The organism is Sphingomonas hankookensis (genome assembly GCF_028551275.1).
GTDB classification, from domain to species: Bacteria; Pseudomonadota; Alphaproteobacteria; order Sphingomonadales; family Sphingomonadaceae; genus Sphingomonas; species Sphingomonas hankookensis_A.
This window is the reverse complement of record NZ_CP117025.1, coordinates 711,323-732,606: the sequence shown is the minus strand read 5'-3', so window position 1 is coordinate 732,606 and position 21,284 is coordinate 711,323. Positions and strand designations below refer to the sequence as shown.

The 21,284-nt window shown below is 69.1% G+C and carries 18 protein-coding genes; 13 read left to right on the top strand and 5 right to left on the bottom strand.

Going from position 1 to position 21,284, the window contains the following annotated elements:
• Nucleotides 1-95: 95 nt before the first annotated feature.
• The 3 genes from tilS to PPZ50_RS03550 all read left to right on the top strand — a co-directional run bounded on the left by tilS (nt 96) and on the right by PPZ50_RS03550 (nt 5,374).
• Nucleotides 96-1,211 carry a tRNA lysidine(34) synthetase TilS gene (gene tilS, locus PPZ50_RS03560; protein WP_084401538.1) on the top strand — a complete coding sequence of 372 codons (1,116 nt, stop codon included), beginning with the start codon at nt 96-98 and terminating at the stop codon, nt 1,209-1,211.
• Nucleotides 1,212-1,280: 69 nt separating this feature from the next.
• Nucleotides 1,281-3,242, top strand: a complete 1,962-nt coding sequence (gene ftsH / locus PPZ50_RS03555; protein WP_066690076.1) for an ATP-dependent zinc metalloprotease FtsH — start codon at nt 1,281-1,283, stop codon at nt 3,240-3,242.
• A gap of 203 nt (nt 3,243-3,445) precedes the next feature.
• The gene (locus PPZ50_RS03550) at nt 3,446-5,374 is read left to right on the top strand and encodes a CocE/NonD family hydrolase (RefSeq protein ID WP_066690074.1); all 1,929 of its coding nucleotides are present in this window, start codon (nt 3,446-3,448) and stop codon (nt 5,372-5,374) included.
• Nucleotides 5,375-5,502: 128 nt separating this feature from the next.
• Here the strand turns inward: PPZ50_RS03550 and PPZ50_RS03545 are convergent, their stop codons facing one another.
• Nucleotides 5,503-6,411: a prephenate/arogenate dehydrogenase family protein gene (locus PPZ50_RS03545; protein WP_066690072.1), complete on the bottom strand. Its 909-nt coding sequence runs from the start codon at nt 6,409-6,411 to the stop codon at nt 5,503-5,505.
• Nucleotides 6,411-7,505 (bottom strand): histidinol-phosphate transaminase, encoded by a 1,095-nt coding sequence (hisC, locus tag PPZ50_RS03540; protein ID WP_066690070.1) that lies wholly within the window; start codon nt 7,503-7,505, stop codon nt 6,411-6,413. The genes PPZ50_RS03545 and hisC overlap by 1 nt, the downstream gene beginning before the upstream one ends.
• Before the next feature lie 168 nt (nt 7,506-7,673).
• On the opposite strand from hisC, the gene metX reads away from it, so the two are divergent.
• The 4 genes from metX to PPZ50_RS03520 all read left to right on the top strand — a co-directional run bounded on the left by metX (nt 7,674) and on the right by PPZ50_RS03520 (nt 11,278).
• On the top strand, nt 7,674-8,801 hold the full coding sequence (gene metX, locus PPZ50_RS03535) for a homoserine O-acetyltransferase MetX (protein WP_066690067.1): 1,128 nt from the start codon (nt 7,674-7,676) through the stop codon (nt 8,799-8,801).
• Entirely contained in the window at nt 8,798-9,409 is a 612-nt protein-coding gene (gene metW / locus PPZ50_RS03530) for a methionine biosynthesis protein MetW (protein ID WP_066690065.1), read from the top strand. The genes metX and metW overlap by 4 nt, the downstream gene beginning before the upstream one ends.
• A gap of 75 nt (nt 9,410-9,484) precedes the next feature.
• Entirely contained in the window at nt 9,485-10,198 is a 714-nt protein-coding gene (locus PPZ50_RS03525) for a hypothetical protein (RefSeq protein WP_157092723.1), read from the top strand.
• A gap of 69 nt (nt 10,199-10,267) precedes the next feature.
• Complete coding sequence (locus PPZ50_RS03520; RefSeq protein ID WP_066690062.1) at nt 10,268-11,278, top strand: aldo/keto reductase; 1,011 nt, start codon at nt 10,268-10,270, stop codon at nt 11,276-11,278.
• On the opposite strand, the gene PPZ50_RS03515 is transcribed toward PPZ50_RS03520, so the two are convergent.
• The 3 genes from PPZ50_RS03515 to tsaD form a co-directional block, all read right to left on the bottom strand.
• Nucleotides 11,275-13,500 (bottom strand): TonB-dependent receptor, encoded by a 2,226-nt coding sequence (locus PPZ50_RS03515; RefSeq protein ID WP_157092722.1) that lies wholly within the window; start codon nt 13,498-13,500, stop codon nt 11,275-11,277. The two genes, PPZ50_RS03520 and PPZ50_RS03515, sit on opposite strands and share 4 nt — an antisense overlap.
• A gap of 66 nt (nt 13,501-13,566) precedes the next feature.
• The gene (locus PPZ50_RS03510) at nt 13,567-14,541 is read right to left on the bottom strand and encodes an NAD(P)H-dependent glycerol-3-phosphate dehydrogenase (RefSeq protein WP_066690058.1); all 975 of its coding nucleotides are present in this window, start codon (nt 14,539-14,541) and stop codon (nt 13,567-13,569) included.
• On the bottom strand, nt 14,538-15,578 hold the full coding sequence (gene tsaD / locus PPZ50_RS03505) for a tRNA (adenosine(37)-N6)-threonylcarbamoyltransferase complex transferase subunit TsaD (protein WP_066690056.1): 1,041 nt from the start codon (nt 15,576-15,578) through the stop codon (nt 14,538-14,540). The genes PPZ50_RS03510 and tsaD overlap by 4 nt, the downstream gene beginning before the upstream one ends.
• Nucleotides 15,579-15,885: 307 nt before the next feature.
• Between tsaD and hemC the strand changes: the two genes are divergently transcribed.
• From hemC to PPZ50_RS03475, 6 genes are read left to right on the top strand one after another with little or no spacing between them, the layout of a single operon-like run.
• Nucleotides 15,886-16,797: a hydroxymethylbilane synthase gene (hemC, locus tag PPZ50_RS03500; RefSeq protein ID WP_066690053.1), complete on the top strand. Its 912-nt coding sequence runs from the start codon at nt 15,886-15,888 to the stop codon at nt 16,795-16,797.
• Nucleotides 16,794-17,453: a uroporphyrinogen-III synthase gene (locus PPZ50_RS03495; protein ID WP_066690051.1), complete on the top strand. Its 660-nt coding sequence runs from the start codon at nt 16,794-16,796 to the stop codon at nt 17,451-17,453. Before hemC ends, PPZ50_RS03495 begins: the two co-directional genes overlap by 4 nt.
• Nucleotides 17,454-17,487: 34 nt before the next feature.
• Complete coding sequence (locus PPZ50_RS03490; RefSeq protein WP_066690048.1) at nt 17,488-18,408, top strand: hypothetical protein; 921 nt, start codon at nt 17,488-17,490, stop codon at nt 18,406-18,408.
• A gap of 11 nt (nt 18,409-18,419) precedes the next feature.
• Nucleotides 18,420-19,604, top strand: coding sequence for an acyl-CoA dehydrogenase (locus tag PPZ50_RS03485; protein WP_066690046.1), 1,185 nt, complete (start codon nt 18,420-18,422; stop codon nt 19,602-19,604).
• Complete coding sequence (locus PPZ50_RS03480; protein ID WP_066690040.1) at nt 19,604-20,116, top strand: GNAT family N-acetyltransferase; 513 nt, start codon at nt 19,604-19,606, stop codon at nt 20,114-20,116. The genes PPZ50_RS03485 and PPZ50_RS03480 overlap by 1 nt, the downstream gene beginning before the upstream one ends.
• Nucleotides 20,113-21,219 (top strand): CaiB/BaiF CoA transferase family protein, encoded by a 1,107-nt coding sequence (locus PPZ50_RS03475; RefSeq protein WP_066690038.1) that lies wholly within the window; start codon nt 20,113-20,115, stop codon nt 21,217-21,219. The genes PPZ50_RS03480 and PPZ50_RS03475 overlap by 4 nt, the downstream gene beginning before the upstream one ends.
• Nucleotides 21,220-21,284: the final 65 nt, after the last annotated feature.

Here is a 21,284-nt window from a genome sequence, read left to right as displayed (position 1 = left end):
TTCTCGACAGGCTCGAACCTGCGCTCGAAGCAAACGGGGGACTAGGGGAAGGAACCCATGCCGCAGTCCGATTCACGTCAACCATGCCGCATTCCATGACCCTCCTCCCCGAAACCCTCACCCGCTTCACCCGCGACCTGACGGCGCTGACCCCGCCGCCGACCCCCGACCGCCCGCTGGCCATCGCCGTCTCCGGCGGACCCGACTCGATGGCGCTCCTCGCCCTCGCCGCGACCGCCTTCCCCGGCAGCGTGATCGCCGCCACCGTCGACCACCGCCTCCGCCCCGCCTCGGCGCAGGAAGCCGCGATGGTCGCCGACTGGTGCCACACCCACGCCATCCCCCACGCCACCCTCGCCCCGGCTACGCCGCCAGCAGGCGCCAGCATCCAGGCGCAGGCGCGCCACGCCCGCTACGCCCTGCTCGGCGGCTGGGCGCTCGCCGCCAGCGCGTCCGCGCTCGCCACCGCGCACCATGCCGACGACCAGGCCGAAACCTTCCTGATGCGCGCCGCCCGCGCTTCCGGCCCGGCGGGCCTCGCCGGCATCCGCCCGCGGTGGGAGTTCGACGCCGATCGCTGGAGGGCATCATCCCGGCAAGAAGCGTACCCCCGCGCAGGCGGGGGGCCAGGGCGACAGGACGCAACCGGTGCGACATGCCGCTCTGGGTCCCCGCGTCCGCGGGGACGCAACCGCGAGGGGGAACGACGCCTCCCCATCCTCCGCCCCCTCCTCACCTGGCGCCGCGCCGAACTGCGTGCCCTCGCCGCCGACCTCCCCTTCATCGACGACCCCTCGAACACCGACCCGCGCCACGACCGCACCGCCGTCCGCGCGCTGCTTGCCGCCGGGCACCTCGACCCACTCGCCCTCGCCGCCAGCGCAGCCCATTGCCGCGAGGTCGATGCGACGCTCACCGAAACCGTCGACTGGCTGTGGCGCACCCGCCGCCGCGATGCCGACGCTGGCGAACACCGCCTCGACATGACCGACCTGCCCCGCGAGCTGCGCCGCCGAATCGCCCGCCGCGCCATCGGCGACGTTCGCCGGATCGACGGGATCACCGAAGGCCCCTGGTCCGACGCCGCCAACATCGAATCGCTGCTGACCGCGCTCGAGTCGGGCAAAAAAGCGACGCAATCCGGCGTTCTGGCCTCGGCAAAAGGCGGAATCTGGCACTTTCGCCCCGCTCCACCGCGCCGATCAGACTGATCGACGTTGTTCCATTGCCATTAACCTCGCCTCGCCTATCTTGGGTGCACTGAGAGGTAGTACGTCCGCATGAACGACAACGACAAGCAGAACGGCCCCGACAATAACGGCGGCAACCCCTGGATGAAGAGCCTGTTGATCTGGGTCGGCATCCTGGTGTCGCTGGCGATCTTCGTCCAGCTGTTCAACGGCCCGTCGACCCAGACCCAGGGGCAGGTGATCCCCTATTCGACCTTCCTGAACCGGGTCGACGAAGGATCGGTGCGTGAGGTCAATATCGCGACCAACACCATCACCGGCATCCAGACCAATGACGAGAAGTTCCGCACCAACGCGCTGAACGATCCCAACCTGATCGAACGGCTGCGCGCGAAGAACGTCGTCATGAACGCCCGTCCGGAGGAAGGGCCGAACATCTGGATGGCGATTCTCGTCCAGTCGCTGCCGTTCCTGCTGTTCCTCGGCATCGCCTTCTTCGTGCTGCGCCAGATGCAGAAGGGCGGCGGCGGTGGCGGCGCAATGGGCTTCGGCAAGTCGCGCGCGCGGATGCTGACGCAGAAGGAAGGCAAGGTCACCTTCGACGATGTCGCCGGCATCGACGAGGCGCGTGCCGAGCTAACCGAGATCGTCGACTTCCTGAAGGACCCGACCAAGTTCGCCCGTCTGGGGGGCAAGATTCCGAAGGGTGCGCTGCTGGTCGGTTCGCCCGGCACCGGCAAGACTTTGCTCGCCCGCGCGATCGCCGGCGAAGCGGGCGTGCCGTTCTTCACCATCTCGGGTTCGGACTTCGTCGAGATGTTCGTCGGCGTCGGCGCATCCCGCGTCCGCGACATGTTCGAACAGGCCAAGAAGTCGGCCCCCTGCATCGTCTTCATCGACGAAATCGACGCGGTCGGTCGCCATCGTGGCGCGGGTCTTGGCAATGGCAATGACGAGCGCGAGCAGACGCTGAACCAGCTGCTGGTCGAAATGGACGGCTTCGAGGCGAACGAGGGCATCATCATCGTTGCGGCGACCAACCGTCCCGACGTGCTCGACCCCGCGCTGCTGCGTCCGGGCCGCTTCGATCGCCAGGTCGTCGTGCCCCGCCCCGATATCGAGGGCCGGATCAAGATCCTGCAGGTCCATATGAAGAAGGTGCCGCTGGCGCCCGACGTCGATGCACGCGTCATCGCGCGCGGCACGCCGGGCTTCTCGGGTGCCGATCTCGCCAACCTCGTCAACGAAGCGGCGCTGATGGCGGCGCGCAAGGGCAAGCGGCTGGTCGCCAATTCGGAATTCGAAGAGGCGAAGGACAAGGTCATGATGGGTGCCGAGCGGCGCTCGATGGTTATGACCGACGACGAAAAGCGCATGACCGCCTATCATGAGGCCGGCCACGCCATCGTCTCGCTCCACGAACCGGCATCGGACCCGATCCACAAGGCGACGATCATCCCGCGCGGCCGCGCGCTGGGCATGGTCATGCGCCTGCCGGAACGCGACTCGTACAGCTATCACCGCGACAAGATGTACGCGAACCTGTCGGTCGCGATGGGCGGCCGCATCGCCGAGGAAATCATCTTCGGCTATGACAAGGTGTCGTCGGGCGCCTCGGGCGACATTCAGCAGGCGACGTCGCTCGCCCGCGACATGGTCACCCGCTGGGGCATGTCCGACGCGGTCGGCCCGGTCGAATATGCCGAACCGCAGGGGGAAAGCTTCCTCGGCTATTCGTCCTCGGCCCCGGCGCGCATGTCGAACAAGACCGCCGAGCTGATCGACAGCGAGATCAAGCGCATCGTCGAAGGTGGCTTGGAGCGCGCGCGTCAACTTCTGACCGAACATGTCGATCAGTTGCACACGCTGGCCGGTGCGCTGCTCGAATATGAAACCCTGTCGGGCGACGAGATCAAGCGGCTGATCGCGGGCGAGGATATCGGCCGCGACGAGGGCACGCCCTCGACCCCGCTGGCCGCTGCCGGCACCTCGATCCCGAAGACCCGCCGCCCGCGCGGCCCCTTCGGATCGCCGACGCCGCAGGGCGCCTGAACGACCTGACCGGTGGCGGAGCGATCGCTTCGCCACCGGTCGGCACATGCGTGCGCGAAGCCGTCACTAGTGTGAACTTAGTGAACTTTGGGCCGATCGTGCCGATATCCACGTCGCCCATATTGACTTCCCTGACACTCCGCCGAACGATGTAACATCATCGCATCGCCGCCCGGCGACACGGTCAGGAGTCCCTTGTTCCCATGCGAATTCGCCCGCTGCTTCTCGCCTGCACCCTCGCGCTCGGCGCCTCGACCCTCGCCGCCCAGACGGCGAAGCCCGGTCCCGACATCTGGCCGCCGAACGGCGACATCCCGGCGAAGTTCGTGCCGCCGACCGACAAATACGACTATGTGAAGCGCGAAGTGATGATCCCGATGCGCGACGGGGTGAAGCTGCACACGGTCATCATGATCCCGAAGGGCGCGGCGAACGCCCCGATCCTGCTGACCCGCACCCCCTACAACGCGTCGGGCCGCGTCGCGCGCGCCGACAGCACCAGCTATGTCGCGACGCTGCCGCAGGGCGACGAGGTCTTCACCCGCGCCGGCTATATCCGCGTGTTCCAGGACATTCGCGGCAAATACGGGTCGGAGGGCGATTATGTCGTCACCCGCCCGGTGCGTGGCCCCCTGAACCCGACCAATGTCGATCACGTCACCGACGCCTATGACACGATCGACTGGCTGGTGAACAAGGCGAACCTGCCCGAAAGCAACGGCCGGGTCGGCATGCTGGGGTCGTCGTACGAAGGATTCACCGTCGTCATGGCGCTGCTGAACCCGCATCCCGCGCTCAAGGTCGCGGCGCCGGAAAGCCCGATGATCGACGGCTGGATGGGCGACGACTGGTTCCATTACGGCGCGTTCCGCCTCGCCAATATCGGCTGGATCGGCAGCCAGACGGGCTACAAGGGCCCCGGCGCCTCGCCGCCCTCCACCACCTATGACGATTACGACCAGTTCCGGAACGTCGGGTCCGCGAACGACTGGGCCAAGGCGTCGGGCTATGCCCAGCTCCCCTTCTGGCAGCGCTTCGTCGCCCACCCGTCCTACGACGCCTATTGGCAGGGACAGGCGCTCGACAAGCTGATCGCCGCCAACCCCTCCAACGTCCCCACGATGTGGGAACAGGGGCTGTGGGATCAGGAGGACATGTACGGCGCCATCACCGCCTGGGAAGCGCTGAAGGCCAAGGGCAAGGGCGGCAATAACTTCCTCGTCATGGGGCCGTGGCGCCACAGCGGCGCGAATTACGACGGCTCGACGCTCGGCGACCTGAAGTTCAACGGCGACACCGCGCTCCAATGGCGCGAGAAGTATCTGTTCCCGTTCTTCGACCAGTATCTGCGCGACGGCCGCCCCGCCTTCACCCCGCCCCAGGCGCTGATCTACAACACCGGCGAGAATCACTGGGACGAACTGCCCCAGTGGCCGCTGTCCTGCGCGAAGGGCTGCGCCGCACCGCTGAAACCCATCTATCTCGGCGCGGACGGCGACCTCGGCTTCACCGCGGCCAAGGCCGGTGGCGACAGCTATGTCTCCGACCCTGCCAAGCCCGTCCCGCACCTGTCGCGTCCGGTCAATTTCGATGACGGCCGGTGGAAGGCGTGGCTGGTCAGCGACCAGCGCCATGTCGACGGCCGCACCGACGTCATGACCTACCAGACGCCGGTGCTCACGCAGCCGGTCAAGGTCGCCGGCGCGCCGATCGCCGATATCTTTGCCAGGACGACCGGCACCGACGGCGATTTCGTGGTGAAGGTGATCGACGTCTATCCCGACGTCGTGCCCGGTCAGCCGGCGATGGGCGGATATCAGCTGCCGATCAGCCTCGACATCTTCCGCGGCCGCTACCGCAACGACTTCGCCAAGCCCTCGGCGATCCCGGCGAACAAGACGCAGCGCTATCGCTTCCGGCTGCCGACCGTGAACCATGTGTTCCAGCCGGGCCACCGCATCATGGTCCAGGTCCAGTCGTCGCTGTTCCCGCTCTACGACCGCAACCCGCAGACCTATGTCCCGAACATCTTCACCGCGCCCAAGGATGCGTACAAGAAGGCGACGGTAACGATCGAACGCGGCGGCAGCAGCCCGAGCGCGGTATGGCTGCCGGTGGTGGAGGCGAAGTAACGGCTCAAGCCAAGAGCGTCACCCCAGCGCAGGCTGGGGTCTCCCTGTTGGTTGGCGGATCGACCGCCACGAGGAGACCCCAGCCTGCGCTGGGGTGACGTTCTTGGTACGTGGGGAGACGAACGCCCCTACCCGTGGCTCCGCCCGAAATCCTCGCGGGCGTCGTCCTGCCCCTGTTCGACGATCGACCGCCGGATCGCCCGGGTCCGGGTGAACAGGTCGAACAGCTCGTCGCCCTTGTCCCACCGGATCGCGCGTTGCAGCGCCGACAGGTCTTCCGAGAAGCGCTGGAGCATCGCCAGCACCGCATCCTTGTTCGCCAGGAACACGTCGCGCCACATCGTCGGGTCCGACGCGGCGATACGGGTGAAGTCGCGGAAGCCGCCCGCCGAATATTTGATGACCTCGCTCTGCGTCACCGCCTCCAGGTCGGATGCGGTGCCGACGATGGTATAGGCGATCAGGTGCGGCAGATGGCTGGTCACCGCCAGCACCAGGTCGTGATGCTGCGCGTCCATCGTGTCGATCTCGGCACCCAGCCGCCGCCAGAACTCACCGACGCGCTCGACCGCCATCGGATCGGCATCGGCCGCCGGGGTCAGGATGCACCAGCGCCCCTTGAACAGGGTCGCGAAGCCCGCGTCCGGCCCGCTGCGCTCGGTCCCCGCCACCGGATGCGCCGGCACCACCGTCACGCCCGGCAGCGCTTCGGCGAAGGCAGTGGCGACCCCGGCCTTGCTCGACCCGACATCGCTGACGATCACGCCTGCCGGCAGATCATCGGCAATCTCCGCGGCGACCGCCCCGATTGCGCCCACCGGCACGCACAGGATGACCAGATCGGCATCGATCACCGCCGCACCGGCATGGTCGGTACAATCGTCGACGAGTCCGAGCGCGCGCACCTGCTCGCGCGCCTCGGCCGACGCATCATGCCCGGTCAGCCGCACCGTCGGCATCTCGGCACGGACCGCCCGCGCGATCGACGACCCGATCAGCCCCAGCCCGATGATGGCGACGCGGGAGAAAGGCAGCATCAGCCGCCCACGATCTCGCGCAGCGCGGCGGCGATCCCGCGCACCTCCGCCTCGGTGCCGATCGAGATGCGCAGGCCGTTGGCAAGGCCCTGTCCCGGCAGCCAGCGCACGATATAGCCCCGGCCCATCAGCGCCTGATACGCATCGCCCGCGCTCACCGGCCCGTCGAACAGGACCAGCACGAAATTGGCCTTGGACGGCACGGCGCGCAGGCCCGCATTGCCCAGTGCCGCGATCTCACCCTCGAACCAGGTGCGCCACTGGCGGTTGTGCGCGCGGCTCGCCTCGACGAAACCCTTGTCGCGGATCGCGGCGATCGCCGCCTGCTGCCCGGCGGTGGTCACGTTGAACGGCGCGCGGATGCGGTGCATCGCATCGATCGCCTCCGCCGAACCATAGCCCCAGCCGATCCGCTCGGCGGCAAGGCCGTGAATCTTCGAAAAGGTCCGGGTCACCAGCACGTTCGGCTGGGTCTTGGCGAGTTCGAGGCCGTGATCGTCCTCCGCCGGCTCCAGATATTCGGCATAGGCCTGATCGAGTACCAGCAGCACGTGCGACGGCAGCCCGGCGTGCAGCCGCGCAATCTCGCTGCGCGCGGCATAGGTGCCGGTCGGATTGTTCGGATTGGCGACGAACACGACGCGCGTCCGCTCGGTCACGCAGGACAGGATCGCATCGACGTCGGTCGCATAGTCCTTGTCCGGGGCGATCACCGGCGTCGCGCCGACCCGCCGCGTGGCGATCTCATAGACCGCAAAGCCGTAGCGGACGAAGATCACCTCGTCGCCCTGCCCCGCATAGGCCCCGGCGGCAAGATGCAGCACCTCGTCCGACCCGGTGCCATAGATGATCCGCGCCGGATCCAGCCCATGCGCCTGCCCGATCGCCACCCGCAGATCGGCGGCGGCAGGGTCGGGATAGCGTTCGAGGCTGCGGTCCGCGGTCGCAAAGGCGGCGCGGGCATGCGGCGAGGTGCCGAGCGGATTTTCGTTCGACGACAGCTTCGCCACCTGCCGCCCGTCATCGGTCTTGGACCGGCCGGGGACATAGGGGGCGATGTCGAGGATCCATGGCTTGGGAGCAGGCGCGTTCATGGGTCCGGGCAGTGGCAAATGCAGCCGCGTAACGCAAGGTTTTGGGGCAAGTGGGGTGGTGCCGGTGGCCCCATATTCCTACGTCACCCCGGGTCAAGCCCGGGGTGACGATGTGCGTGGCGCGCCCCGACCCTTGAACCCGCCGCGCCGCCCGCTTACCGCACCGCCATGGATTCCCGTTTCGGTCCCGATCGCCGCGCTACCCTCTCCACGCCGCTTGCGCTGGATGGCGGCGCGACGCTGCCCGCGATCGACATCGCCTATGAAACCTATGGCACGCTGTCGCCGGCGCGCGACAATGCGATCCTGATCTGCCACGCGCTGACCGGCGACCAGCATGTCGCCTCCACCCATCCGCGCACCGGCAAGCCGGGCTGGTGGTCGCGCATGGTCGGACCGGGCAAGCCGATCGACCTCAACAAGCATTTCGTCATCTGTTCGAACGTGCTGGGCAGCTGCATGGGATCGTCGGGTCCCGCCAGCATCGACCCTGCGACCGGTGCGCCCTACGCGATGCGCTTCCCCGTGCTGACCATCCGCGACATGGTGCGCGCGCAGGGGATGCTGCTCGACCATCTCGGGATCGACCGGCTACGCGCGGTGGTCGGTGGATCGATGGGGGGCATGCAGGCGCTGTCCTGGGCCGCGACCCTGCCCGACCGGGTCGAGGCGGTGGTCGTGATCGCGTCGACCGCGCGGCATTCGGCGCAGAATATCGCGTTCCACGAAGTCGGGCGACAGGCGATCATGGCCGATCCCAACTGGCGCGGCGGCGACTATTATGCCGACGGATCGCCCCCCGCCGCCGGGTTGTCGGTGGCGCGGATGGCGGCGCACATCACCTATCTGTCCGAGGCGGGCCTGACCGCCAAGTTCGGCCGCAAGCTGCAGGCGCGCGCCGATGGACAGGCGGGTGCCAAGACCTTCGGCTTCGACGCCGATTTCCAGGTCGAAAGCTATCTGCGCCACCAGGGGCTGGCGTTCACCGACCGGTTCGACGCGAACAGCTATCTCTACATCACCCGCGCGCTCGATTATTTTGACCTGGCGGAGGAGCATGGCGGGGTGCTCGCCAACGCGTTCCGCGCGACGAAGGCGCGGTTCTGCATCGTCAGTTTCGATACCGACTGGCTGTATCCGACCGCCGAGTCGCGCAACATCGTCCATGCGCTGAACGCCGCCGGGGCGCCGGCCAGCTTCGTCGAACTGTCCTCGCCGTTCGGCCATGACGCGTTCCTGCTCGATTCACCCGAACTCGACCGGATCATGCGCGGGTTTCTGGAGGCAGGCGCATGACGACGACAGGCGGATCACAGCCCTCCCTGCGCCCCGACCTCGCAATCATCGCCGCGCATGTCGCGCGGGGATCGCGCGTGCTGGATGTCGGGTGCGGCGACGGACAGTTGATGGCGGCGCTGCGCGACGAACGCGGCGTCGATGCGCGCGGGCTGGAGATCGATCCGGGCAATGTCGCCGATGCGATGGCGCGCGGGCTGTCGGTGATGCAGGGCGATGCCGATCGCGACCTGGCCGACTATCCCGACGCCAGCTTCGACTATGCGATCCTCAGCCAGACGTTGCAGACTGCGATGCGGCCGCATGTCGTGCTCGACCATCTGCTGCGCATCGGCGCGCAGGCGTTCGTGTCCTTTCCCAACTTCGCCCATTGGCGGGTGCGCGCGTCGCTGCTCTGGGGCGGGCGGATGCCGGTGACGAAGCTGTTGCCGCTCGAATGGTATGAGACGCCGAACATCCACCACCTGACGATCGACGATTTCCGCGCCTATGTCGCCAAGCGGGGGATCACGGTGGTCGATGCATGGTTCCTGTCGAAGGGCAGGCGGACCACGGCGGCGGCGGCCAATTTCCGTGCCGAACATGCGGTGTTCCTGCTCAAACGCTGACGCCGCGTTAACCATTGCGAAGGCTTTGCGGCCGATATTTCCGTGCTGTCGGGGGACAAGACGGGAATCGGTTCGATGCGTACACGCCTGCTCCTGCTCGCTGCCTGTGGTGCCGCGCTGCTCCACGGCTGCGCGCGCAAGACGCCCGAAGTCGCGGTGGTCACGCCGCCACCGGTGCCGGTCGCGACACCCGCGCCCAAGCCGAAGCCGCCGATGGGGGCCGCCGCCAACCTCACCATTCCGGCCGTGCTCGCCGACGGTAATTACGCGACGCCCAACCACGCGCTGTCGGCCGATGCCGCCGTCTGGCATCTGCGGTCGGCGCTGAACGTCGCCGCGCTCCACTGCAATATCGCCGACCCGTCCGGCGTCGCGCAGTATAACCGTCTGCTGAAGGTCCATGCCGCCCGTTTCGCCGCCGCGCACAAGGCGCTGGAGGCCGAATATCGCCGGGGCGGCGGCGACTGGCAGGACCGGTTCGACGACGCGATGACGCGGGTCTATAACTACTTCGCCCAGCCGCCGGTGCGCGACCAGTTCTGCGCCACCGCGCTGCCGATGCTGGCGCAGGTCGCCGACCTGCCGGTGGGCGGGATCGACGGTTTCGCGGCGCCGGGGATCGCCTCGCTCGACCAGCCCTTCGTCGACTTCTACCGCGCCTATGACCAGTATCGGGTCGAACTGGCGGCGTGGCAGGCGGGTCAGGTGCCGACGCTGAAGGTCGATCCGCAGATCCTCGTCGCCTCGACCGATGTGACCGGTGGCGGCTATCGCATGGCGGCGCGCTGACGCCTTGGCTTGACTAGGCCCCCCGTTCGCGCGTCTTGCGGACCGCGAATGCCAAACGGGAGTGCCACCATGACGAATTTGCCGACCCGCACGATCGGACCGTTCACCGTTTCGGCGATCGGTCTCGGCTGCATGAACCTCAGCCATGCCTATGGCGAGCCGGCGACCGAGGCGGAGGGCTTGGCGCTCCTGAACCGCGCACTCGATCTCGGCGTGACGTTGCTCGACACCGCCGCGCTCTATGGCGGCGGGGCGAACGAGCGGCTGGTGGCGCAGGTGCTGCATCGGCGGTCGGAATTTACGCTGGCCAGCAAATGCGTGCTGGATATGCGGGGTGGCCAGCGCATTCTCGACGGATCGCCCGACGCGATCGCGACGACGCTCGACGCCGCGCTCGGCCGGCTCGGGACGGATCATATCGACCTTTATTATCTCCACCGGCTCGACCCGAACGTGCCGATCGAGGAATCGGTCGGAGCGCTGGTTCGCGCGAAGGAAGCCGGCAAGATCGGAGCATTGGGCCTGAGCGAAATGTCCGCCGCGACCATCCGGCGCGCCCATGCGATCCACCCGATCGCCGCGGTGCAGAGCGAATATTCCCCCGCCGTCCGCAATCCGGAGGTCGCCGTGCTCGACACCTGCCGCGAACTCGGCATCGGCTTCGTCGCTTTCTCGCCGGTCGCTCGCGGACTGTTGGCGGGTAGTGTGCGCGCCGACGATTATGTGGCAGGCGATATCCGCCGCACCATGCCGCGCTTCGTCGAGCCGCAGCTGTCGCGCAACCTCGCCGTCATCGATGCCTATGACCGCATCGCCACCGAAGCCGGCATCACTCCGGCGCAGCTGGCGCTCGGCTGGCTGCTCGCCCGCGCGCCGCATATCGTGCCGATCCCCGGTACGCGCTCCATCGCCCATCTCGAGGACAATGTCGCCGCCGCTACGCTGGCGATATCGCCCGACACGCTGGCCGCCGTCGATGCGCTGCTTCCGCCCAATGCACTGACCGGCGCGCGCTATGCCGCCGCCGCGCAGGCGCAGATCGATACCGAACTGCTGACTGGGGAGGAATTGGACGGCTAGAACGCCCGGCGCAGCGTCACCGTCACCTCGCGCGGGGCGACCGGATAGCCGATCGCGCCGACGCTGCCGGTGTTGAAGCGCCGGTCGGTCAGGTTGGTCGCAGCCAGCATCATCGTCCACGGACCCGTAGCATAGGCCAGCTGGGCATTGGCCTGCTCCGCATTGGTCACCCGGTGCTGCGGTTCGTTGCAAAGCGCAATGTTATAGGGCGACGCCCCGGTGACATCACCGCCCAGCCGCCAGCCGCCCCGCGTCACCGCCGCCCGCAGCTGATAACGAAAGGCCGGCGTGAAGCGCAGGTCGAGGTCGCGCTCATCGGCGACGAAGGCGGTGCAGCCGGGGCTGGTCTTCAGCCGGGTGAAGCGGTCGGACAGTGTCGCGATCCAGCCGCCGACCTCCAGCCAGGGCAGAGGCCGTGCACTCGCGTCCGCCTCCAGCCCCTGAATCCGGGCATCGCCGACATTCTGCCGAAAGATTTCGGGCGGGGTGCCGGCGCGGGCGGCGGAGAAGGCGATGTCGGTATAGTCGCTGACGAAATAGTCGACGTCCCAGCGAACGCGCCCACCGGCCGCATTGCCCTTCGCGCCGACCTCATAGGTCCAGACCCGTTCGGGCGCGATTGCCGACTGGCGGTTCATCACGAAGTCGATGTTGCGCGCGCGTCCGTCGAAGCTGCCGCTACGGAAGCCCTTGGCGACCGACGCATAGGCCAGCACCTCGCCCAGCCGGTAATCCACCGCCACGCGCGGCGACAGGTCGCGCCATGACTGCCGGATCGTGCGTTCGGCACGACGACCATCAGGCAGGACCAGCACGGTATCGGGCGCGGTCAGGAACTGCACGTCGTAGCGCTTGCGCTCGTCGGTCCAGCGCGCGCCCAGCGTCAGCCGCGCCTTCCCGATCTTCCCCGTCGCGGAGGCGAAGGCCGACCAGCTGTCGGTGTCGAGCGCCGGACGATAGAGCGACCAGGTGCCGCCGGTGCCCGACCCGCGCGACGGTGCCGCAAAGAAGTCGTCGGTGCGATAGCGCGCCGCGGTTCCCGCCGGGGTGGCGAAGCTGATCGCGGTCAGCTGGTCATTATGTTCGTGGAAATAATAGCCGCCCGCCAGCCAGTCGATCCGCCCGTCCAGCGCGCTGCCGGCAAGGTTGATTTCCTGGCTCACGCTATGCTGGCGCTGGTCCTGCAACAGGATGACCGCCGTCCCGCTGCCGGGGGGATTTGCGGTCTGGTCGAAGCCGATCCGCGAGCGCAAGCTGCGCCAGCCGGTGATCGAGGTCAGCGTCGTGGCCGAACCCAACGCATAGTCGGCGCGCAGCGAGGCGCCGCCGCTGTCGGTCTTGTTGAGCGGCATGGTATCGGCCGAACGGAACCGGTCGATACGCCCGTCGCGCTCGCGAAAGACATTGGTGAAGCGGCCGGGACGCGCTGCGTCGGGCAGGAATTGCTGCGGGAAGCGCGGCGTGGAGCGCTCGCGCGTCAGGTCGGCGGTCGCCAGCAGCGTCAGTCGGTCGGCCGGCGTCCAGAACAGGCTGGCGCGCCCGCCCTGCACGTCCTGTCCGTTGACCACCGCGCCGTCGGTCAGGTTGCGGCCCCAGCCGCGCTGGTTGCGTGAAATGCCCGACAGCCGCAGCGCCGCCTGGTCCGACAGCGGCAGGTTGACCGTGCCGCGTGCGTCGACCCGACGATAGCTGCCGATGGTCAGGTCGGTCATGCCGTTGACGCCATCGGTCGTCGGGCGCTTCGTCACGACCTTGATCGCGCCGCCCGAGGTGTTGCGGCCATAGAGCGTCCCCTGCGGCCCGCGCAGCACCTCGATCCGTTCGATATCGATCAGGTCGAGTAGCGATCCCGTCGCACGCGGCAGCAGCACGTCGTCGACATAGATGCCGACCGGCGGGTCGTTGGTGAAGATCGAATCACCCTCGCCCACCCCCCGCAGGAAGACGAGCGCGCCGGAGGTCGTGCCGAAATTGCGCGTGAGATAGAGGTTGGGGACATTGGCCCCCAGCCGGTCGAGGCTGCGCACGTCCTGATCGTCCAGCCGCGCCGCTTCCAGCACCGTCGCCGCGATCGGCACGTCGTCGGCCCGCTCTTCGCGCCGCTGCGCGGTGACGATGATCTCGCTGTCGCTTGCTCGGTCCTGCGCCATGGCCGGCGTCGCGCACAGGCTCAACGCCGCGACGATGGCCGATCGTGTCGGCACGCTGACGGTCGGTCGCAACTCTCTTCCCCCCAAAACAGGCGCCGGCCCATAGGGAAGAAAATCGCGACCGACCAGCCGGGTCGGTTACAGCCCTTCGTGGCGGAGCGGCCGGGCGAGCAATGTGTCGATCACCTGCGCGACCGGCGTGCCGTCCAGCAATGCCCCGACCGCCGCCGTCACCGGCATGTCGACCCCGGCCTCGGCCGCCGCCTCACGCAGGACCGGGGCGGTGAACGCGCCTTCGGCCACCGTCCGGCGATCGGCCATCAGCTCGGCGGCGGCGCGGCCCTGCCCCAGCCCGACGCCCAACGAATAGTTGCGCGACGCGGTCGACGAACAGGTCAGCACCAGATCGCCCAGCCCCGACAGCCCGGCCAGCGTTTCCGCCCGTGCGCCGCGTGCGAGGCCGAAACGGGTCATTTCGGCAAAGCCGCGCGCGATCACCGATGCCCGCGCATTCTGGCCGAGCCCCGCGCCCTCGACCACGCCGCAGGCGATGGCGAGGACGTTCTTGACCGCGCCGCCGATCTCGGCGCCGATCACGTCGTCGCTCGCATAGGGGCGGAAGGCGGGGGCAGCGAGCCGTTCGGCCAGCCGGTCGCGCAAGGGTGCATCGGCACAGGCGAGGGTGACGGCGGTCGGCTTGCCCGCCGCGACCTCATGCGCGAAGGTCGGGCCGGACAGCACCGCGACCGGCGCCTGGGGATGGACGGCGCGCGCCACCTCGCCCACCAGCAGCCGCGTCCCCGCCTCGATCCCCTTCGCGCACAGCACCAGCGCGCGGGTGCCGACATCGATCGCCGACAACACGCTGCGGACATGCTGCGCCGGGGCGACGACCAGCAGCGCCTCCGTATCGTGCAGTTCGCCGGCATCCGTCGTCGCACGGATGGCGTCGGACAGGGTGACGCCGGGCAGGAACAGCGGGTTGGTGCGGGTGGCGTTGATCGCGTCGGCGACCTCGCCCTCGCGTACCCACAGCGTCACATCGCCGCCGCGCGCCGCAACCTGCGCCAGCGCGGTACCCCATGCGCCGCCGCCGATGACCCCGATCTTCATGCCTTCACTCCTGCCCCACGCACCTTTTCCGCCGACGGATCGAGCGGCCAGCGCGGCCGCGCCGCCACGTCGAGCGGGTCGCTATGCCCCGCCATGAACCGCTCCGCCCCGGCCCAGGCGATCATGGCGGCATTGTCGGTGCACAGCCAGAGCGGCGGCGCGACGAAGCGCAGGCCGTTCGCTGCGGCCAGCCCCTCCAGCGCGCCCCGCACCGCGCGATTGGCGGCGACCCCACCCGCCACTACCAGCGCGCTGACCGGGCCGGCGAGGTGCAGCGCCAGTTTCGTGCGGTCGAGCAGGCAGTCGACCACCGCCTGTTGGAACGACGCCGCGATGTCGGGGGTCGAGTGGATGCCGGCATCGTGCGCGCGCAGCACCGCGCTCTTCAGGCCCGCGAAGGAAAAATGCGGGTCAGGCGTGCCGACCAGCGGCCGGGGCAGCGGCACCGCCTTCGCATCGCCCTCCATCGCCGCCGCTTCGACTCGCGGGCCGCCGGGATAGCCGAGGCCGAGCACCTTCGCGGTCTTGTCGAATGCTTCGCCCGCCGCATCGTCGATGGTGGTGCCCAGCCGCCGATATTGACCGACGCCATCGACGCGGAGCAGCTGGCAATGGCCGCCCGACACCAGCAGCAGCAGATAGGGATAGGCGAGGTCGGGGTCGGTCAGCCGGGGGGAGAGCGCATGGCCCTCCAGATGGTTGACCGCGACCAGCGGCTTGTTCGCCGCCAGCGCCAGCGCCTTGGCGGTGACCAGCCCGACCATCACCCCGCCGATCAGCCCAGGGCCGGCGGTGGCGGCGATCGCATCGACATCGGTTAGCTTGACGCCGGCATCGGCCAGCGCGCCCTCGACCAGCGAGGGCAGGATCTCGACATGCGCGCGCGCGGCGATTTCGGGGACGACACCGCCATAGGGGGCGTGCGCCGCCTCCTGTCCCGCGAGGCGATGCGACAGGATGGTGCGGTCGCCACGCACCAGCGCGACAGCGGTTTCGTCGCAGCTGGATTCGATACCGAGGATGAGGGGGGTGGACATGGGGTCGGCTGTAGCGCGGATCGGGTGGCGGTAGGAAGATTGGTTCACGCGAAGGCGCAGAGGCGCGAAGAAGAAGGGATTTTGATCGCGCAGAGGCGCAGAGGGCGCAGAGGGGTTGCGATTGGGATGACCCGCCCGCGATCGGGAGACGCTTGTCTCGGAGCCGCTGACGCGGCGACACTCGCATCTTCTCTGCGTCCTCTGCGCCTCTGCGCGAAAACAAACTTCTTCTCCGCGCCTCCGCGCCTCCGCGTGAACCAACTTTCTCCACCTTGCCCCAAGCGAACGCGACGGATAGCGAGCACCGATGACGTTCAAACTGGGCACGCGCGGATCGCCGCTGGCATTGGTGCAGGCGCACGCGACCCGCGACGCGCTGGCAAAGGCGCACGGGATCGATCCGGCGACCATCGAGATCGTGATGATCAAGACCACCGGCGACCGGGTGCAGGACCGCGCGCTGGCCGAGATCGGTGGCAAGGCGCTGTGGACCAAGGAACTCGACCGGGCATTGTGCGCGCATGAAATCGACGCGGCGGTCCATTCGATGAAGGACGTCGAGACGGTCCGCCCGACCGAAATCCGCATCGCCGCGATGCTGCCGCGCGCCGATGTCCGCGACCGGCTGGTCGGGATCGCGTCGCTCGCCGACCTGCCCAGGGACGGCGTGGTCGGCACCAGCAGCCCGCGCCGCGCCGCGCAGGTGCTGAGCCACCGCCCCGACGCGCGGATCGTGCTGTTTCGCGGCAATGTCGACACGCGGCTTGCCAAGCTGGCGGCGGGGGAGGTCGATGCGACCCTGCTCGCCGCGGCCGGGCTGGAACGGCTGGGGCGGCATGAGGTCGGCACCGCGCTGTCGATCGACACGCTGCTGCCCGCGCCGTCGCAGGGGGCGGTGGGGATCGAGGTCCGGGCGGAGGACGCCGCCGCGCTCGCCTTTGTCCGCGCGATCGACCATGCGCCGACGCATCAGGCGGTGCGGGCCGAGCGCGGTTTCCTGGCGGCCCTGGGCGCCGATTGCCATTCACCGGTCGGCGCGCTGGCGACGATCGACGGCGACGTACTGACGCTGCGCGCGCAATTGCTGGCGCAGGACGGCAGCGCGCAGGTGGTCGACAGCGCCAGCGGGGCGATCGACGATATCGACCTCCCGCGCACTCTCGCCGAAACGATGCTGGCGCGCGCGCCCGAGAGCGTGGCAAAGCTGTTCGCGCGATGAGCCGGCCGCTGGCGGTGCTGCGCCCCGAACCGGGCAATGCCGCCACCGCGCAGGCGATCGAGGCGCTGGGACGGCGGGCGATCCGCCTGCCGCTGTTCCGCATCGTGCCGCTGGCGTGGGACGCGCCGTCCGCCACGGAGCATGACGCGCTGATCCTGACCAGCGCCAATGCCGTGCGACAGGCGGGCGCGGCGCTGCAAGCCTATGCGACGCTGCCGGTCCATGCGGTCGGCGCGGCGACGGCGGCGGCGGCGCGGGCGGCGGGGCTGCACGTGGTCGCGACCGGCGATAGTGACGGGCAGGCGCTGCTCGACGCGGCCGAACGGGCGGGCGTTCGCCGGGCGCTGCTGCTCACCGCACGCGACCGGGCGGTGGCGGGCCATGCCGTCCTGTCCACGATCCGTGCCGTCTATGCCAGCGAGGCGATCGAAGCGGTCGACGCCGCGCTGCTCGCCGGCACGGTGGCGCTGGTCCATTCGCCGCGCGCGGCACGGCGGCTGGCGATGCTGGCCGAGGATCGTGGCGCGATCGCGGTTGCCGCCATCGCGCCGGCGGTCGCGCAGGCGCTCGGCACCGGCTGGCGCGCCGTCGCGGTTGCCGAGCGTCCCGACGACGCGGCGACGATCGCCGCCGCCCTGTCCCTTGCCGACGCATGATTGACCCGGCGGACGGGCGCGGGGATAAGGCGGCATGATCAGCGAAGATGCGCCCTTCCCGACGACCCGTCATCCGCGTCGCCGGGGCAGCCGGGGATGGCTGGCCATCGCCGTCATCGCCTTCGTCATCGGGATCGGCGCGACGCTGGCGGTGCTGCGCTATGTCGCCCCGCGCTTCGGATGGGGCACGCAGCAACAGACGGCAGCACCGACCGCGCAGCCCACCCCCACCGCCGCCAATCCCGCACCGCCCGCGCAGGTGTCGGCGCTGCCGATCCTGTCGGCGCGCGAGGCGGCACTGGCCGCGCGCATCGCCGATCTGGAGACGCGGATCGTCGGGCTGGACAGCAGCGCGCGCAACGCGGCGGGCTATGCGACCCGGGCCGAGGACATGATGGTGATCGTCGCCACGCGCCGCGCGCTGGATCGCGGTCGTCCCCTCGACTATCTCGAGGCGCAGCTGCGCGACCGGTTCGGCAGCAGCCGGCCCGATGCGGTCCGAACCCTGATCGCCGCCGCGCAGAACCCGGTGACGCTGGACGATCTGCGCACCGCGCTGGACGCCGCCGCCATCCCGCTGACCGCCGGCCCGACGGGCGAGAATTGGTGGGACGGGCTGCGCCGGGAGCTGGGCCAGCTGATCGTGATCCGCCAGGGCACGACGCCGAGCAGCCGCCCGAGCGACCGGCTGGAGCGCGCGCGCCGACGGCTCGATACCGGACAGGTCGAACAGGCCGTCGCCGAGGTCGAACGGCTGCCCGGCGTCGCCAACGCCACGGCGTGGACCAGTGCCGCCAAACGCTATGTCGATGCGCGCAAGGCGCTGATCGAGCTGGAATCGGTCGCGCTCACCACGCCGCGCCCCGCTCCGGTGGCACCGCCGGTGATCCTGCAGCAAGCTCCGCTGCCCTCCGCTCCCCCCGAAGCTACCGGGACGGTCTCCCCCACGCTGTAAAGGAAACGCCCATGGCCGATATGGGCCGGTTCGACTGGCAAGACCCCTTCGCCCTCGACGCGCAGCTGACCGACGAGGAGCGCATGGTCCGCGAGGTGGCGCATGGCTATGCCCGGAGCAAGCTGCTGCCCCGCGTCACCCGCGCGTTCCTCGACGAGGATTTCGCGCGCGGGATCATGACCGAGATGGGCGAGCTCGGCCTGCTGGGCGTCACCATCGACCCGCAATATGGCGGCGCGGGCATGGGCTATGTCGCGTACGGCCTGGTCGCGCGCGAGGTCGAGGCGATCGATTCGGGCTATCGCAGCGCGATGAGCGTGCAGTCGAGCCTCGTGATGCATCCGATCAATGCCTATGGGTCGGAGGAGCAGAAGGCGAAATATCTGCCGAAGCTGGCGAGCGGCGAATGGGTCGGCTGTTTCGGGCTGACCGAACCCGATGCCGGGTCGGACCCCGCCGGCATGCGGACGCGGGCGGAAAAGATCGACGGCGGCTATCGCCTGTCGGGCGCGAAGATGTGGATCACCAACGCGCCGATCGCCGACGTCTTCGTCGTGTGGGCCAAGTCCGACGCGCATGGCGGCAAGATCCGCGGCTTCGTGCTGGAAAAGGGCATGGCCGGGCTGTCGGCGCCCAAGATCGAGGGCAAGCTGAGCTTGCGCGCCTCGATCACCGGCGAGATCGTGATGGAGGGCGTGGAGGTCGGCGAGGACGCGCTGCTGCCCAATGTCGAAGGGCTGAAAGGTCCGTTCGGCTGTCTCAACCGCGCGCGCTACGGCATTGCGTGGGGTACGATGGGCGCGGCCGAGTTCTGCATGCACGCCGCCCGCCAGTACACGCTCGACCGGCAGCAGTTCGGCGTGCCGCTGGCGTCGAAGCAGCTGGTCCAGCTGAAGCTCGCCGACATGCAGACCGAGATCGCGCTGGGGTTGCAGGCGGCGCTCAGGGCCGGGCGGATGTTCGACGAGGGGCAGTTGGCACCCGAGGCGATCAGCATCATCAAGCGCAACAATTGCGGCAAGGCGCTGGCCATCGCCCGCACCGCGCGCGACATGCATGGCGGCAACGGCATCGCGGCCGAGTTCCATGTGATGCGCCATGCGATCAACCTGGAGACGGTCAACACCTATGAGGGGACGCATGACGTGCATGGCCTGATCCTCGGCCGCGCGATCACCGGGATCGCCGCGTTCTGATGAATCGGCAGCCGGTCCTGATCGGCGCGCTGGTGACGGTGCGACCGACGACTGCCGAAGACTATGACGCGCTGTACGGCGTCGCGGCGGACCCGGCGATCTGGGACCAGCATCCGGCGCACGACCGGTGGCAGCCGGCGGTGTTCCGCACCTTTTTCGACGAGGGGCTGGCCGGGGCCGGGATGCTGACCATCCGCGATGCGCGCGACGGCAGCGTCATCGGGTCGAGCCGCTATGGCCCGTATGACCCGCAGGCGGACGAGATCGAGATCGGCTGGACCTTCCTTGCGCGCGACCGGTGGCGGCGGGGCCATAACCGCGAGACCAAGCGGCTGATGATCGACCATATCGCTCCGTCGGTGTCGGCGGTCACCTTCCATGTCGGGCAGGACAATCGCCGGTCGCGGAGCGCGGTCGAGGCACTGGGCGCGACGTTGCGGCCGGGCACGATCGACGTGCCGCGCGGCGGACGGGTGGTGCCGCACGTCGTCTACGAACTGCGCCGCCGGTGAAGCCGCTGGCCGGCATTCGCGTGGTCGAACTGGCACGTATCCTTGCTGGGCCATGGTGCGGGCAGCTGCTCGCCGACCTGGGAGCGGAGGTGGTGAAGGTCGAGCGGCCGGGCAGCGGCGACGACACGCGCCACTGGGGGCCGCCCTTCGTCACCGCGCCCGACGGAAGCCCGCGCGATGCCGCCTATTTCCATGCGACCAATCGCGGCAAGCGCTCGGTCGCGATCGACATCACCACGCCCGAGGGACAGGCCGAGGTCCGTGCGCTGGTCGCCACCGCCGATGTCGTGATCGAGAATTACAAGGTCGGCGGCCTCGCCAAATACGGTCTCGACCATGCCGCGCTGTCGGCGGTGCGGTCGGGCCTCGTCACCTGCTCGATCACCGGGTTCGGGCAGGACGGGCCCTATGCCCATCGTGCTGGCTACGACTTCCTGATCCAGGCGATGGGCGGGGCGATGTCACTGACCGGGGAGCCGGACGGGGCGCCGCAAAAGGCCGGCGTCGCCTATGCCGACCTGTTCACCGGGCTGTATGCGGCGGTCGCGATCCTTGCCGCGCTGCGCCGCCGCACGCTGACCGGCGAGGGGGCATGGATCGACATGGCGTTGATGGATACGCAGGTGGCGGTGCTGGCGAACCAGGCGCTGAACTATATGGCCGGGGGCAGCGTGCCGACGCGGATGGGCAATGGCCACGCCAATCTGGTCCCCTATCAGGCGTTCGAGACGGCGGACGGCGCGCTGATCGTCGCGGTCGGCAATGACGGGCAGTTCGCGCGGCTGTGCGGCGTGCTCGGGCTGACGCTGCATAGCGAGGCGCGCTTTGCGACCAATCCGGCACGGGTGACGCATCGCCGCGACCTGATCCCGGCACTGCAGGCGGCGATCGCGCAGTGGCGCAAGGCCGAGCTTGCGCAGGCGCTGGAGACGGCCGGCATCCCCGCCGGGCCGATCAACGCGCTGGACGAGGTGTTCGTCGACCCGCAGGTGATCGCCCGCGGCATGGCGATCCGGCCCGACGGGCTGCCGGGGCTGGCGAGTCCGATCGTGATCGACGGCGAGCGGATGGTCGCCGAGCGGGGGGCGCCGGAGCGGCCGTGAGGTCCAAAGTTCACTAAGTTCACACTAGTGCGCAGTTTGTCGCGCGGTCACGTTGCCTGAAGAAG

Coding starts and splice junctions, on each gene's coding strand:
- PPZ50_RS03520 (WP_066690062.1), top strand. CDS start 10,268: ATGACGAATTTGCCGACCCGCACGATCGGACCGTTCACCGTTTCGGCG.
- PPZ50_RS03490 (WP_066690048.1), top strand. CDS start 17,488: ATGATCAGCGAAGATGCGCCCTTCCCGACGACCCGTCATCCGCGTCGC.
- ftsH (WP_066690076.1), top strand. CDS start 1,281: ATGAACGACAACGACAAGCAGAACGGCCCCGACAATAACGGCGGCAAC.
- PPZ50_RS03495 (WP_066690051.1), top strand. CDS start 16,794: ATGAGCCGGCCGCTGGCGGTGCTGCGCCCCGAACCGGGCAATGCCGCC.
- metW (WP_066690065.1), top strand. CDS start 8,798: ATGACGACGACAGGCGGATCACAGCCCTCCCTGCGCCCCGACCTCGCA.
- tsaD (WP_066690056.1), bottom strand. CDS start 15,578: ATGTCCACCCCCCTCATCCTCGGTATCGAATCCAGCTGCGACGAAACC.
- PPZ50_RS03545 (WP_066690072.1), bottom strand. CDS start 6,411: ATGCTGCCTTTCTCCCGCGTCGCCATCATCGGGCTGGGGCTGATCGGG.
- PPZ50_RS03550 (WP_066690074.1), top strand. CDS start 3,446: ATGCGAATTCGCCCGCTGCTTCTCGCCTGCACCCTCGCGCTCGGCGCC.
- metX (WP_066690067.1), top strand. CDS start 7,674: ATGGATTCCCGTTTCGGTCCCGATCGCCGCGCTACCCTCTCCACGCCG.
- PPZ50_RS03510 (WP_066690058.1), bottom strand. CDS start 14,541: ATGAAGATCGGGGTCATCGGCGGCGGCGCATGGGGTACCGCGCTGGCG.
- PPZ50_RS03485 (WP_066690046.1), top strand. CDS start 18,420: ATGGCCGATATGGGCCGGTTCGACTGGCAAGACCCCTTCGCCCTCGAC.
- PPZ50_RS03525 (WP_157092723.1), top strand. CDS start 9,485: ATGCGTACACGCCTGCTCCTGCTCGCTGCCTGTGGTGCCGCGCTGCTC.
- hisC (WP_066690070.1), bottom strand. CDS start 7,505: ATGAACGCGCCTGCTCCCAAGCCATGGATCCTCGACATCGCCCCCTAT.
- hemC (WP_066690053.1), top strand. CDS start 15,886: ATGACGTTCAAACTGGGCACGCGCGGATCGCCGCTGGCATTGGTGCAG.
- PPZ50_RS03480 (WP_066690040.1), top strand. CDS start 19,604: ATGAATCGGCAGCCGGTCCTGATCGGCGCGCTGGTGACGGTGCGACCG.
- tilS (WP_084401538.1), top strand. CDS start 96: ATGACCCTCCTCCCCGAAACCCTCACCCGCTTCACCCGCGACCTGACG.